This window comes from Mycobacterium sp. NTMscope_MAC_12, assembly GCF_976985675.1.
The window spans coordinates 5,279,671-5,293,959 of the sequence record NZ_CDRJYY010000001.1 but is presented as its reverse complement, the minus strand read 5'-3'; the positions used below and the strand labels follow the sequence as shown (position 1 = coordinate 5,293,959).

The window sequence follows — 14,289 nt, the reverse complement described above, 5'->3', positions numbered from 1 at the left end:
AATGTCCAAGAAAGCGTTCCCCATCAACCGCGTCAGGATCGAGCCACCGAAACCGGTTCGGGTGGCACCCAGCGCGCCGATCGCGCTGCCGGAACGCGAGCCGCGCAACATCTGGGTGATGATCGGTGTGCCGGCGCTGATCGTCGCGCTCATCGGCACCATCGTCATGCTCTACGTCTCCGGCGTCCGCAGCCTGACCACCGGCTTCTTCCCGCTGATGGGCATCGGCGCGTTCAGCATGCTGGCGTTCTCCGGCCGCTTCGGCCGAGCCCGCAAGATCACCTGGGGCGAAATGGAAAAGGGCCGTCGCCGCTACCTGCGCGACCTCGACGGCAACCGCGACGAAATCCAGTCCGCGGTGTGCGCGCAGCGTGAATGGCAGAACTCGGTGCACTCCGACCCGCGCGGCCTGGGCGCCATCATCGGCGGCCCCCGCATGTGGGAACGCGGACGCGCCGACGCGGACTTCCTGGAGGTGCGGCTCGGCACGGGCGTGCAGCACGCACCGGACTCGGTGCTCTCGGTGACCTGGCCCGACATCGCGTCCGACGAGGAGCTCGAACCCGTCACCGGGCAGGCACTGCGCGATTTCATCTTGGAGCAGCGCAAGATTCGCGACATCGCCAAGGTGGTGAACCTGCGGTCGGCGCCGGGATTCAGCTTCGTGGGCGAGGATCTGGACCGGCTGCGCTCACTGATGCGCTCGGCGCTGTGCTCGCTGGCCGTGTTCCACAACCCGCGCGACGTCAAGCTGATGGTGGTGACGCGCAACCCCGAGGTTTGGTCATGGATCGTGTGGCTGCCGCACAACCTGCACGACGAACTGTTCGACGCGTGCGGCTTTCGGCGCCTGGTCTTCGCCACACCGGAGGAACTCGAAGAGACCCTGGGCGCCGAGCTGCACATGAAGGGCAAGCGCGGCGCCTGGACGCCGCTGGCCGCGGCCAGCCCCACCGCCATGGGATCGGCCCTGGAAACCGGCACGGACACCGTCGATTTGGGCCCGCACCTCGTGATCGTCGACGACAACACGGGCAGCCCCGATGCCTGGGAGAGCGTCGTCGGCCAGGTCGGCAAGGCCGGAATCACCCTGCTGCGCATCGCCTCACGCGTCGGCACCGGCGTGGGCTTCGCCACCGACCAGGTATTCGAGCTCAGCGAGCGGCACAGCTCACCCAACGGCTCGGTCAACGGCGAAGTCGCCCTGCACCGGAACGGCTCGGACTCCGACGGGGAGGACGGCCGCCCGGCCCCCCTGCTGCGCGTGCGCAACAAGTTCTTCGCCCACGCCGACCAGCTTTCGGTGCACCGCGCCTACCGCTACGCGCGGGCGATGGCCCGCTGGTCACCGACCAGCCGCAGCGAGATCGCCGATTCCGTCAGCGGTGCAACCGAATTGCTGCGCGCGCTGGGCATCAGCGACCCGCGCGAGCTGGACGTCGACCGGCTATGGGCGGAGCGGCGCGGCCGCGGCGACGAGCGCTGGTGCGAGGTCCCGGTCGGGGCCAAGCCCAACGGCGAGCTGCAGAACATCACCATCCGCGCCAAGGACTTCGGCGGCTTCGGGTTCCACTCCGTGGTCATCGGCACCAGCGGCTCGGGCAAGTCGGAGTTCTTCTTGTCGCTGGTCTACGGCATCGCGCTGACGCACTCGCCGGAGACGTTCAACGTCATCTTCGTCGACATGAAGTTCGAGTCGGCGGCCCAGGACATCCTCGGCATCCCGCACGTAGTGGCCGCGCTGTCCAACCTCGGCAAGGACGAACGCCACCTCGCCGAGCGGATGCGCCGGGTCATCGACGGTGAGATCAAACAGCGCTACGAGCTTTTCACCTCGGTCGGCGCACGCGACGCCAACGACTACGAGGAGATCCGGCTCGCCGGGCGCGACCTGCCCCCGGTGCCGGTGTTGCTCGTCATCGTCGACGAGTATCTGGAGCTGTTCGCCAACCACGAGAAGTGGATCAACCTCATCATCCACATCGGCCAGGAAGGCCGCGGCGCCAACGTGTTCTTCATGTTGGGCGGCCAGCGCCTGGACCTGTCCTCGCTGCAGAAGGTCAAGTCCAACATCGCCTTTCGGATCGCGCTGCGCGCCGAGTCCGGCGACGACAGCCGCGAGGTGATCGGCTCGGACGCCGCCTACCACCTGCCGTCGAAGGAGAACGGCTTCGGCCTGCTGAAGGTGGGGCCGCGCGATCTGGAGCCGTTCCGCTGCTTCTACCTGTCCGCACCGTTCGTGGTGCCGAAGACCAAGGAAGTCGCGGAGACGGTCGACATGACCTTGACCAAGCCCCGGCTCTACAACTGGCAGTTCCAGCCGTTGGACGCCGCGGATGCCACGGCATTGGAAGCGGCCGCCGCCGTCGACGCCGAGCCCGACGAATTCCTGTACTACGACGACGGTTTCAAGCGGAAGAAGGTCGTGGACGTGCTGCGAGAGTCGCTGCGGAGCGTGCCGCACCGCGCCCCGCGCCGGCCCTGGCTGGAGCCGCTGGAAGAGCCCGAGCCCATCGACGCCCTGGTCGCCGGGTATCGGGGCAAGCCGTGGCACGTCGACTACGGGAGCAACCCGGGCCTGATGTTCCCGGTGGGTGTCATGGACATCCCCGAAGAGTCAAAGCAGATCGTGCACGCGGTCGACGCGCTGCGCAGCAACGTGATCGTGGTCGGCGCCAAGCAGCGCGGAAAGACGACCACCTTGATGACGCTGATGTGTTCGGCCGCAACGATGTACAGCCCCGCGCGCGTCACGTTCTTTTGCATCGGCGGGGCGACCCTCGCCCAGGCCGCATCGCTGCCGCACGTCACCGACATCGTGTCGCCCAAGGACGCCGAGGGCATCGAACGCATCTTGAGCAGCATGGACGCATTGATCGATGCCCGCGAAGATTCGTTCCGGCGGCTCAAGATCGACCTCGACGGATTCCGCGAGCGCCGCTTCGGGCCCGGGAGCGACGGCCTGGGCGGCACCGACGCCAATGATCCGTTCGGCGATGTCTTCGTGGTGGTGGACGACTACGACGACCTGTATTCGAAGGACACCGTCCTGGGAGACCGCATCATCTCGCTGAGCAGCCGCGGTCCCGAATACGGGGTGCACGTGATGTGCAGCGCCGGCGGCTGGATTCACGGGCAACGGCAGAGCCTGCTGCAAAACGCCACGGCGCGAATCCAATTGCGGTTGGCCGACCCGAGCGAGAGCCAGATGGGGCACTCGTCGCTGGAGTCGCGGGACGCGGCCCGTCGGACGCTGAGCCGCCCCGGTTTCGGGCTGACGGACAGCTTGCACGAGCTGCGGGTCGGTGTGCCGGCGCTGACCGACCCGGCCACCGGGGCGATTGTCAGCATCGTCGACGTCGGTGCCCGCATCGCGGACGTCGCCGGCGTGACCAAGCACGCAACCCTGCAGCGACTGCCGCAGCGGGTGGAACTCAAGGCGATCCTGGAATACGAGGCCGCCCACCCGACAGGCGACGACCTGTCGATCTCGTTTGCCATCGGCGAACGCCACGAACTGGGGCCGGTCCCGATCAAGCTGCGCGAAAGCCCGGGCGTGATGATCCTGGGCCGGCAGGGCTGCGGAAAAACCTTGTCGCTGGTTTCAATTGGCGAGGCGATCATGAACCGCTTCAGCCCCGACGAAGCCCAGCTGACCCTGATCGACCCCAAGACCGCCCCGCACGGCCTGCGCGATCTGCACGGGCCGGGCTACGTGCGCGCCTACGCCTACGACCAGGACGAGATCGACGAGGTGATCACCGCACTGGCTCAGCAGATCCTGCTGCCCCGGCTGCCGCCCAAGGGCCTGAGCCAGGAGGAACTGCGCGCGCTCAAGCCGTGGGAGGGTGCGCGGCACTTCGTGCTCATCGACGACATCGGAGACCTGCGCCCCGATCAGAGCTACCCGCCCAAGCCGCCAGTGGGAGCGGCGTTGTGGAAGCTGATGGAACGCGCCCGCCAGATCGGCCTGCACGTCTTCACCACCCGCAACAGCGCGAACTGGGCGACGCTGCAAATGGATCCGTGGATCAGGTTCCAGAACTCGGCGAAAGTGGCCCAGCTCTATATGGATAACGACCCACAGAACCGGATCAACCGCAACGTTCGCGCCCAGGCGCTCCCGCCGGGGCGTGGTCTGCTGGTGAGCGCCGACGGCGACGTCGAGGGGGTGCTGGTCGGGCTGCCGTCGTCGTTCACACCCCCGCCGCAGTAAGCGGCTGTGGCTCAGGCGTTTTCACCGCCTGGGCCACGGCGCGTCGGGGGAGCGGACTCGGCCACCAGAACCACCGGCCCAGCAGGGCCACGATGGACGGCACGATGAATGCCCGCACCACCAGGGTGTCCAGCAGCAGCCCGACCGCGACGGTCGTGCCGATCTGCGCGACGCTGAGCACGCTGCTGGTCAGCAGCGCCAGCATGGTCAGCCCGAAGACGATGCCGGCGACGGTGACCACTCCGCCGGTGCCGCCGAAGGCCCGGATGATTCCCGTCTTGAGGCCCGCCGCCGCTTCCTGTTTGATCCGCAATGCGAGCAACAGGTTGTAGTCTGCGCCGACGGCGATCAGCGCGATGAACGCGAAGGGTCCCACGGCCCAGTGCAGGTCCTGATGGAGAAGGTGCTGCCAGATCAGCACACTGGCGCCAATGGCCGATGCGTAGGAGGTGACCACGGTTCCGACGACGACCAGCCCCGCGACCGGACTGCGCAACATGGCCGTGACGATCAAGAAGATGAGGACCAGTGCGGCGCCCGCCAACAGCGTGGCATCACTGGCGACGAAGCGCTGCAGATCCGCGGTCACCGGGCCGACGCCGGCGAGGTCGACCTCCGTCGGGGTCAGCGTGCCCTCCTTGGTGGCCTCCTTGATGGCGGCCCGCACCTGGTCGGCGCGCTTGGCGCCGTCCGCCCCCCACTCGGAGCCGTCGCCGTAGACCAAAAGGTAAGCGGCACGCCCGTTCTCGGAGATCAGGTGGCCCAGCACGGCGGTGTACCGGGGATCGGTCAGCGCCCGTTGTGGCATATAGAAATCCGCCGCAGCGCTGCCCCGGAATTGCGTGGCGATCTCGTTCATGTAGTCGGTCAACTGGCGCATCTGCGGCCCGAGCGTATCGGTGAGCGCGAGCAGGTCATGGGTGGCCGAACGTGCTTGTCCCAACGCCCCTTTCATCGCCGACACGCTTTGCGGCAAGCCGGCCATCGCCGCGGCGGCGGTGCTCGAGCCGCTGGTCAGTTTCGTCGCGCCGGCATCGAGTCGCGCGGAGGTCTGCACCAGGCTGTCGACGGGTTGCAGCACCCGATCCACCGTCGAGCAGATCGGATTGGCGGCGCAGTCGGGAGTCCGCCCGACGAAGTCGCGCAGGGGGTCGAGATAGCCCGACACCGTCGTGACATTGCGCTGCAATCCGTCCATGCCGGCGCGCATGTCGTCGGCGGCGCCGGACATGTCGGCCAACCCCGCACTGCCGCCCCGCAACCCGTTGCCCAGACCATCGACCGCAGCCTGTGTCTGCGCCAACGCTCCGTCCAATTCGGAGACCCGCTGCAGACGCCGGGTCAGCGAATCCATGGTGTCGCCGAATTGACGGCCGAGCACACCCGCCTGATAGCTGAGCGTCGCTTGTTCGGGCACCTTGCCATCGGGGCGGCTGGCGGACTGGACCGCACGCACTCCCGGGACGGCCATGATGTGGCGGGTGATCCGCTCGATCGCGATCAGCCCGGCCGGGTTGCGCAAGTCGTGATCCGCCTGGATCGCGACGACGTCGGGCAACAGCGCGTTCGCGGCGAAATGCCGGTCGGCGCTGGCATAGCCGCGGTTGGAGTCGGTGGACGATGGCGTGGCGGCGGGCTCGTTGAACCCGACGCGCATCCCGGCCACCGGCAGCGCGACCAGCACGGTCAACCCCAGCGCGGCCACCAGGATCGGCCCGGGCCAGCGCGCCACGGCGGTGCCGACCCGGCGCCAGCGCCGCGCCGTCCTCGACGGCCGCGGTTCGAGATATCCCCGTCGCACGGCCAGTCCCATCAGCGCCGGTGTCAGGGTCAGCGCGGCCACCATAGTCGCCAGAATGCCGATGGCGCAGGGCAATCCGGCGCTGCGGAACGAGCCCACCTGCGCGAACACCAGGCATGCCAGTGCCACCGACACGGTCAGCGCCGAACCGATCACGACCGGCGCGATGGAACGGTAGGCCTGCGTCAGCGCCTGCCCCGGCGCGACGCCGCGGCGGCGGCCTTCGTGATAGCGCCCCACCAGGAAGATCGCGTAGTCGGTGCCGGCGCCCAGCGTCATGGCTGCCATGAGAGCCACTGAAAACAGCGACACCTCAATCACGTTGGCCTGACCGAGCGCCGCGACGATGGCGCGGGCCAGTGCCAGGGCGAGGCCGACCGATATCAGGGGAATCGCGGCGGCGACCGGCGAGCGGTACACGATCAGCAACAACAGCAGGATGAGACCGATGGTGGCGGCGGTGATTCCGAGCATCTGCCGGTCGATCGCGGAGAACTCGTCGACGATCGTGGCGCCGGGACCCGTGACATGGACTTCCAGGCCGGCCGGCGGCGAAAGCGTCTGGATGGCGGCGCGCACGGAGTTCACCGAATCGCGCGCCTGGGAGGTGCCGAGCATTCCGGCGAGCCGCACCATCACACTGACGGCCCGACCGTCCGAGCTCTGCGCGCCGGCGGCCGCCGCGGGTTGCGACCAGAGATCGGTCACCGCATACACGTGACGGTGATCGGAACCGAGCGTCGTCGTCAGCGCGTCATAGAACTGGCGGTCACTCGGTGTCAGCCGCTGATTTCGTTCCAGCACAACGTAAACGAAGTTGTTGCTGGGAGTCTCGTTGAACAGCTGGGCCGCCCGGGCGGCGGCCACCGCGCTCGGCGCCTCGGGTGGCATGAAGGACCGGGCGTGGGTGTCGACGACTCGCTCCAGTTGCGGGACCGCCAGATTGGCGGTGGCCGCCGCCAGCACCCACAGGCCGACGATCAGGACCGCGTACCGGCCGGTCAGTCGCGCAAGCATTCCCGCTCGGTCATGCAACGGTCTGCCGATCGCCGGTCGGGCCGCCGAAGAGGCCGACGGCCACGTGTTCGCCGCGAGACAGCGACCGCACCCGGACCGACCGGCGCGAGCCGATCCTCACCAGCGCGTGCAGGCCGGGTTCGGCGGCCTCGAGATCGGCCCGCACCTGTTCGGCCGACGCGCCCTCGTAGGCCGCCTGGTCCAGCTTGGCCACCAGCATGGTGATCCAACGCTGGCCGAGCGACAGCATCAAGCCTTCCTCGTCGCCGAACAGCTCGGACACCTCGGATGAGTTGTCGATCAACGCGAGTGCCGCCTGCGGATCCGTCTCGGCGGCTTTGATCACCTCGGCCATGAAGGCCATGCGGTCGTGCAGCAGTGTCCATGTCATGACTCGACGTTAGGAATCCGGCCGCCGGCCGCGCGTCGTGCCGAAGTGCAGTCTTTGTCTCCTACCACGGGCGGAGACGGGTGCCGACCCCAGCAGGATGTGACGGGGCGCTCAGCTCTTCTAGGATTGGACAATGTTGCGCGCCGCAGCGGATCACGTGCGGGAGCAGCTTCGCCGACGCAGCGAGCTGCTTCCCGTCGGCATCACGTGGACGTCGCTGATCGCCGTCGACGTCAGCCTCGTGCTCGGCGGTGTGATCGGGACGCTGCAGCGGCCCGCGGCCGACCTGCCCGTGTCGCTGGCCGCGTTCGCCCTGGCCCTGTCAACCGAGCTGGCGTTCTTCGTCTTCAATATGAAAATCACGCCGTGGCCGTTGTGGGCGACCTGGTCGGCGGCCACCGCGCTGACGCTCTTCGGCACGTCGACGCCCATACAGGCCGATTTCGCACCGGCGCTGTTGGTGCTGATGGTGTTGTCGGTCGCGACGTTGGCCTCGGTGCTGGGCGGCTTGCTGGCCGCGGTGTCGGCGGCCGCGCTGTTGCTCACGGCGTCGGCGCTGCACCGCCTCGACGCGATCGCGTTGTACCTGGGTTTCGTCGCGGTGGCGTGGCTGCTCGGTTACGTGATGCGCGCCCAGCGGCTGCTGCTGGCCGAACAAATCGAGGCGCAGAATTTGTTGGCCGCGCACGCCGCCGCCGACGAACGCCGGCGCATCGCGCGCGAAGTGCACGACGTCATCGCGCATTCGCTCAGCATCACCCTGTTGCATGTGACCGGTGCGCGCCGCGCGCTGCAGCAGGATCGCGACGTCGACGACGCTGTCGATGCGCTGGAGCAGGCCGAGAAGCTGGGCCGGCAGGCGATGGCCGACATCCGCCGTACCGTCGGGCTGCTCGACAACTGGCCGACCAAAACGGCGCAGACCACGCCCGAACCCGGCATCGACGACGTCCCGGCGCTCGTCGCGGGCTTTCAGCAAGCGGGCCTGGCCGTCACGCTGTGCGTCGAGGGACCCACCGATCACGTGTCGGCCGCGGTGGGTCTCGGGCTCTACCGCATCACCCAGGAGTCGCTGGCCAACATCGCCAAGCACGCGCCCGAATCGAAAGCCAGTGTGGTGCTCGACATTTCGCCGGCGTCGGCCCGGCTCGCGGTCAGCAATCTGCTCCCGGCCGCGGTGGTGGCCGCGAGATCGGCGGAGGGGCGCGGCCTGCGCGGCATGCGCCAGCGCGTCGACCTGCTCGGCGGCGCCCTCGACGTCGGCCCGACCCCGGACGGGTGGTCGGTGCGCGCCGAGATACCGCTGCACGACGGCGACACCAGCTGGCGCCCGCGGTGGTGCAAGCTGTGACCGACCCGGGGCCCGAGATCGCCGTGCTGCTCGTCGACGACCAAGACCTGGTGCGCTCGGGGCTGCGCCGAATCCTGCGCCGCAAGGACGGTTTCGTCATCGTCGCGGAGTGCGCCGACGGCGACGAGGTGCCCGCCGCGGTGGCCGAGCATCGACCCGACGTCGTCGTGATGGATCTGCGGATGCGCCGCGTCGACGGCATCGAGGCGACCCGCCGGCTGGGCGGCAGGCCGCCGGTGCTCGCGCTCACCACCTTCAACGAGGACGAGCTGTTGTCCGGGGCGCTGCGCGCCGGAGCGGCCGGCTTCGTGCTCAAAGACTCCTCCGCCGAAGAGCTGATCCGCGCGGTGCGCGCGGTCGCCCGCGGAGACAGCTACCTGGATCCCGCGGTGACCTCGCGGGTGCTCACCACGTACCGCAAGGCGGCCCCCGGCCCGCGCGGCACCGCGATCGCCGAGCTGACGACCCGCGAGCTCGACGTCCTGACATTGATCGGCCAGGGCCTGTCCAATACCGAGATCGCCGGCGAACTCTGCATTTCCGGCGTGACCGTCAAGAGCCACATCGGGCGGATCTTCGGCAAGCTCGACTTGCGCGATCGCGCGGCCGCGATCGTGTATGCGTACGACAACGGCATCGTCGCCCCGCGCTGAGGGTGCTACAGCGGCGCCGACTGCTCGGCGAGGTTCAGCAGCACGTAGGCCATGCACACGAGGAAGTTCAGCACCACCATGACCAGGCCCGCGAACATCAGCGAACGGGTACCGCGTTGTTTGAGCCGCTTGTATCGCGCCGCGCGAGACTCGCGGTCGAGCTGAATCGCGATCAGCGCGAAATTCACGTTGATCAATTCGTGAGCGGCCAGCGGCGCGCCCGCCACCATTTCGCGCAGCCGCTCCGGTGCCGTCCGAACACCCACCCGCTCGAAACTGTGGCACAGACGGCGCGCCCGCCGTCGGCGGAGCGTGTGATACGGCAGCCGTAGTTGGCGCGAAAGTTGCCCTCGATCGTCCCCCCAGGGGTAAGACGGGGTCATCACAAGCCGGATTCTAAATCGCCCGGGGCCACTTTGGCCGTGTGTACACGAACTATGTTGCGAGAGGTCATTTCGCCGCGCCGCCGCTCATTTGCTGCGACGCGGGCAGGTCGAGGTAGCGCTCCAGGTTGCGGTGCATGTTGATCACGCGACGTTCCTCGCTGGACAAAACCAGATGCGTGAAGCCGGGCTGGTGCATGCCGCGCTGCAGGCCGGGGAGCACCGCGATGTCCTGGGTGAGCACGATGCCCGGCTCGGCCGCCTCGGCGGCCATCCGCACATCGGTCGGCTTGGTGCGCGGCGCGCCCGGCGGCATCCGGGTCATCAAGAACATCACCAGCTCGCCTTTGTCGGGGGAGGCGCCCGGTCGCGAACACATGACGGTGAGGTGGTCGGCGTTGGCTAACAAGGTCATGTTGGGGAACACGTTGTACTGGTGCAGTCGGGTCATTCGGTCGGTGTCAGCCCAGTTGAGATCGACGCCACGGCCCGCGGCGAAGGCCCGGGTTCGCTCGGCGATCAGTTCGGCCACCGTCTGTCCGGGGCGTCGTTCGTCGGCCGGGAAGGGCGTGCCCTCGGCCGCGCCCATCAGCGCGCCCTGGGTGTAGACGTAGGCGTCCCACACTTCTTCGTCGCTCAGCGCGCCGCCCAAGCGCGGGCTCGGCACGCCGTAGGGCTGATCCGACTTACCTGTGTGACCCCAAATCCGTTGCGGCGCATGGATATCGTCGACGCAACGCAGCAGTTCGGGGTGCAGGGTCTGGATGTGATAGGTCTCGCTGTAGCCGTCCGCGATCGTTTTCCAGTTGGCGTCGACGTCGACGGTGAGCGTGGCGTAGCAGCGGAAGTCCTCCAGATGGCACCAGGCGATGTCGTCGGGCACCGCCTCCAGGTACTCGATCAGGGGCATCGCGCCCGGGTCGAGGTTGACGAAGACGAGTCCCGCCCACGTCGCGACGCGGGCCGGTATCAGTGGGAAGTCGGACATGCGCAGCCCGCCGAAGCCCTTGCGGTTCGGCACCCGTTTCAGCGCGCCGGCCAGGTCCCAGGTCCACCCGTGATAGCCGCACTTGAGTTCGCGCAGGCCCGAACCCGAGCCGGTGCACAACGAATTGCCGCGATGCCGGCACACGTTCTGGAACGCGCGGAGCTCCCCGTCGTCGTCACGGACGATCAGCACCCCGTACGGCCCGCAGCGGTATTCGAAATAGTCGCCGGGCTCCGCGACGTGGTCGACCATGCACGCCAGCTGCCACACCCTCGGCCACATCCGCTCCGCCTCGAGGGCGGCGAAGGCGGGGGAGTAGTAACGCTCGGCCGGCACCAGCGTCGGGTTCTCCGGCGGGGTGCCGATCGCATCCTCGTCGACGTGCGAGCGGGTGCGCGCCGTTGCCATCGGGCGGAGCTCTCAGCGCGCTCCGCGGACCAGGCGTCCGGGCCTGGCCCCGGTGTCGACGTCGTTGCGACGGGTCACGGTCCCGCTGACGATGGTCGCCGCATATCCGCTGGCGCCCTGCAGGATCCGGTTTCCCCCGGCCGGCAGGTCGAAGGCCATCGCCGCCGGGTGCAGCCTCAGCGCATCCATGTCGATGACGTTGATGTCGGCCTTCTTGCCGGGCTCGATGGTGCCGCGGTCGGTGAGGCCGAACAGGTGGGCGGTGTCGCGGGACTGCTTGCGAATCACGTATTCCAGCGACAGCTTCTCGCCCCGCTTGCGATCCCGCGCCCAGTGCGTCAGCAGGAACGTCGGATACGAAGCGTCGCAGATCATCCCGCAGTGCGCGCCGCCGTCGGACAGCCCGAGCACGCCGGCGGGATGCAGCATCATCTCGCGGATCGCGTCGCAGTTTCCGTCGGCGTAGTTGAACATCGGCAGCATCAGCATGTTGGTCGCGTTGGACTCGAGCATGAGGTCGTACAGCGTGGACAACGGATCCTCGCCGCGGGCCTGGGCGATCGCCGCGACGGTGCGGTCGGGCGTCGGCTCGTAGTCGGGAGGGTTACCCAGGGAGTAGAGCCGTCCGAGCGAGTGCTGCACCAACGCGAACATGCCGTCGAACAACAGGGTCGGGTCCACGGGCAGGTCGTCCTCGGACAGGATCGCCGCCTTCACCGCGGGATCGGCGAGCCGCTGCGCGAGCTCCTCGCGGCCACACTCGGCCTTCAACCGGCGGTAGGTGGGGCGGTGGCTGAAGCCGTGATGGCCCTGGAAGCCGATCATCATGCCGAACGGGCGCGCCGCGATCTGCGGATACAGGCGGGCGCCCGCGGCGTGTGCGTCCGCGGACAGGTCCAGCATCTCGCGCCACAAGTTCGGGTCGGCGTCCACCTGGATCAGCGCGAACGACACCGGGCGGTCGATCTCGCCGCTGAGGCGCCGCATCCACTCCAGCTCTTTTTTGGGGCCGATGATGTCTTCGCCCGCGGCGCCCTGCGGGGCCAGCTCGAACACCGCCTGGCCGCCGGCCGCCATGGCGCGGCCCAGGCCGAACAGTTCTTCCTCCGCGGCGAACGTGCCGGGAACCGGTTCGCCATCCATCGCGCGGTGCCCCATCGTGCGTGACGTCGAGAAGCCCAGCGCGCCGGCTTCAATCGCCTCGCGAACCAGCCGGCCCATGGCCTCGATGTCGTCCGGGGTGGCGGGTTCGTTGCGCGCGCCTCGTTCGCCCATCGCGTAGGCGCGGATGGCGCCGTGGGCCACCTGGCTGCCCACGTCGACGGAGAACTTCTGCTTGCCGATCGCGTCGAGGTACTCCGGGTAGGTCTCCCAGCCCCAGGTGATGCCCTCGGTCAGCGCGGTGCCGGGGATGTCCTCGACGCCCTCCATCAGCTCGATCAGCCACTGCTCGGTGCCCGGGCGCACCGGCGCGAAGCCGACGCCGCAGTTGCCGGTCACGATCGTGGTGACGCCGTGGCCGCTGGACGGCTCCAGCAAGCCGTCCCAGGTCACCTGGCCGTCGTAGTGGGTGTGGATGTCGACGAAGCCGGGGGCCACCACATGCCCTGTGGCGTCGATGGTTTCGGCCGCCTCCCCGCCCATCTCGGGGCCGTCGGCGGAGCGGCGGACGACGTCGACGATCTTGCCGTCCTTGATGCCGACGTCGGCGCGGTAGCGCTCGGCGCCCGTGCCGTCGACGATGGTTCCACCGGTGATCTTCAGGTCGAACATGAGACTCCTCTTCGCCGCCGCGGGCTGTCTCGGAGGGCTGAGCGGAAGGCGCACAGCATTTCGCTACGGTAGGTAGCGTAACTCGTGGCGCGGGGAAGGCAATAGCTTCAGCCGAATTCGCGAGCCTTACAGAGAACTCTTCAGGGCGGCGACGGTCTCGAGGTCGTCGAGCGCGGCGACGCCGCGGCGCAGGCCTTCCATGGCGATCTCTTCGACCTGCATTCCCCCCATCCCGGTGGTGATCAGCGGGGCGACATAGGCGTACAGCGCGCCCTGGCGGAACCGCAGCCACAGGTCGTCGCGGTCCAGCTCGGGGCCGCCGGCCGCCACCAGCGCCCGCCGGTAGTCGTCGAGGAGGTCGCGTTGGCTGGCCCGCCGGTCCTCCGGGGTCAGGCTGGTGATCAGCGTGTAGGCGAGCTCGCGGGAGGGGTGCCCGCGTCGCACCGCCTGCCAGTCCAGCAGCCCGGCCTTGCCGCCGTGGAAGTACATGTTGCCGGGATGGGCGTCGCCGTGCATGACGGTGTGTGGGGGAGCGTCGATGAGCGCGGCCACGGCGCGGTAGTTGTCGGCGATGAAGCCGCCCTTTTCCACCGGAATCGTGGTGCGCTCGGCAAGCCGCTTGATCGAGCTGTGCATCAGCGAGCCGGTCAACAACGACGTCACGTCGCCGGACGGCGTATACAGCCAGCCCAGCGGCCCGCGCCCGTCGCGCGGCAGCCGCCCCCAGAACGTGGCGTGCAGCTCGGCCAACAGCTCGACGATGAGACCGGCCTGGTCGGCCGACAGCGGGTGCAAGGTGTCAGGGAACTCGCACGATTCGGCCGGCAGATCCTCCAGCACCAGCAGGTACCGGCCCGTCCACGGGTCGAACGCCGCGCCGTAGCAGTAGGGGACGCCGATGACCTGGGGCGCGAGCTCGCGGTAGAAGCGCACCTCGGTGTGCCCGAGCCGGCCGAGCTCACCCATCAGGCGGGTGGCGGCGGTCTTCGCCGCGACCTTGACGAACACCGACTCCGGGACGTCCTTGCCGGTCAGCACCAGCCGGGCCCGCGAGGAGGTGCCCGCGTCCCTGCTCAGCACGCGGACCGACCGGACGGTGGTTCCGATGACCCGGGAAAGGACCGCGGGATCGATCTCTTCGACCGTCCGCGGCAAGCCGAACCGGCCACCCACCACCGCATCGGCCACCACCCGGCCCGCGCCCCGGCCCAGGTGCGCGGCCAAGCCGGCGAAGGAGAAGGCTTGTCCCACAAGATTTTTCATATCCATCCACCCCGGTTTTCAGCCCGACCCCGCTGCCGCGTCAGC

Annotated in this window: 9 protein-coding genes; 3 read left to right on the top strand and 6 right to left on the bottom strand. The window is 68.7% G+C overall.

Going from position 1 to position 14,289, the window contains the following annotated elements:
• Position 1: 1 nt before the first annotated feature.
• A complete protein-coding gene (eccCa, locus tag AC0KS4_RS24595) occupies positions 2–4,216 on the top strand; it encodes a type VII secretion protein EccCa (protein ID WP_238957220.1) in 4,215 nt (1,404 codons plus the stop codon).
• On the opposite strand, the gene AC0KS4_RS24590 is transcribed toward eccCa, so the two are convergent.
• Positions 4,197–7,052 carry an MMPL/RND family transporter gene (locus AC0KS4_RS24590; protein ID WP_238957219.1) on the bottom strand — a complete coding sequence of 952 codons (2,856 nt, stop codon included), beginning with the start codon at positions 7,050–7,052 and terminating at the stop codon, positions 4,197–4,199. The genes eccCa and AC0KS4_RS24590 overlap by 20 nt on opposite strands.
• Positions 7,045–7,425 carry a hypothetical protein gene (locus AC0KS4_RS24585; protein ID WP_225327969.1) on the bottom strand — a complete coding sequence of 127 codons (381 nt, stop codon included), beginning with the start codon at positions 7,423–7,425 and terminating at the stop codon, positions 7,045–7,047. Before AC0KS4_RS24585 ends, AC0KS4_RS24590 begins: the two co-directional genes overlap by 8 nt.
• Positions 7,426–7,558: 133 nt before the next feature.
• Here AC0KS4_RS24585 and AC0KS4_RS24580 point away from each other — a divergent pair, with 133 nt between their 5' ends.
• Both AC0KS4_RS24580 and AC0KS4_RS24575 read left to right on the top strand, forming a co-directional pair.
• The gene (locus AC0KS4_RS24580) at positions 7,559–8,776 is read left to right on the top strand and encodes a sensor histidine kinase (RefSeq protein WP_225327968.1); all 1,218 of its coding nucleotides are present in this window, start codon (positions 7,559–7,561) and stop codon (positions 8,774–8,776) included.
• Complete coding sequence (locus AC0KS4_RS24575) at positions 8,773–9,429, top strand: response regulator transcription factor (RefSeq protein ID WP_225327967.1); 657 nt, start codon at positions 8,773–8,775, stop codon at positions 9,427–9,429. Before AC0KS4_RS24580 ends, AC0KS4_RS24575 begins: the two co-directional genes overlap by 4 nt.
• Positions 9,430–9,434: 5 nt before the next feature.
• Here AC0KS4_RS24575 and AC0KS4_RS24570 read toward each other — a convergent pair whose 3' ends face one another.
• The 4 genes from AC0KS4_RS24570 to AC0KS4_RS24555 form a co-directional block, all read right to left on the bottom strand.
• On the bottom strand, positions 9,435–9,695 hold the full coding sequence (locus AC0KS4_RS24570; RefSeq protein ID WP_225327966.1) for a hypothetical protein: 261 nt from the start codon (positions 9,693–9,695) through the stop codon (positions 9,435–9,437).
• A 184-nt stretch (positions 9,696–9,879) separates the two neighbouring features.
• Positions 9,880–11,208 carry an aromatic ring-hydroxylating oxygenase subunit alpha gene (locus AC0KS4_RS24565; RefSeq protein ID WP_225327965.1) on the bottom strand — a complete coding sequence of 443 codons (1,329 nt, stop codon included), beginning with the start codon at positions 11,206–11,208 and terminating at the stop codon, positions 9,880–9,882.
• 12 nt (positions 11,209–11,220) lie between these two features.
• On the bottom strand, positions 11,221–12,981 hold the full coding sequence (locus AC0KS4_RS24560) for an N-acyl-D-amino-acid deacylase family protein (protein ID WP_225327964.1): 1,761 nt from the start codon (positions 12,979–12,981) through the stop codon (positions 11,221–11,223).
• A 126-nt stretch (positions 12,982–13,107) separates the two neighbouring features.
• Complete coding sequence (locus AC0KS4_RS24555; RefSeq protein ID WP_225327963.1) at positions 13,108–14,244, bottom strand: ecdysteroid 22-kinase family protein; 1,137 nt, start codon at positions 14,242–14,244, stop codon at positions 13,108–13,110.
• Positions 14,245–14,289 lie beyond the last annotated feature (45 nt).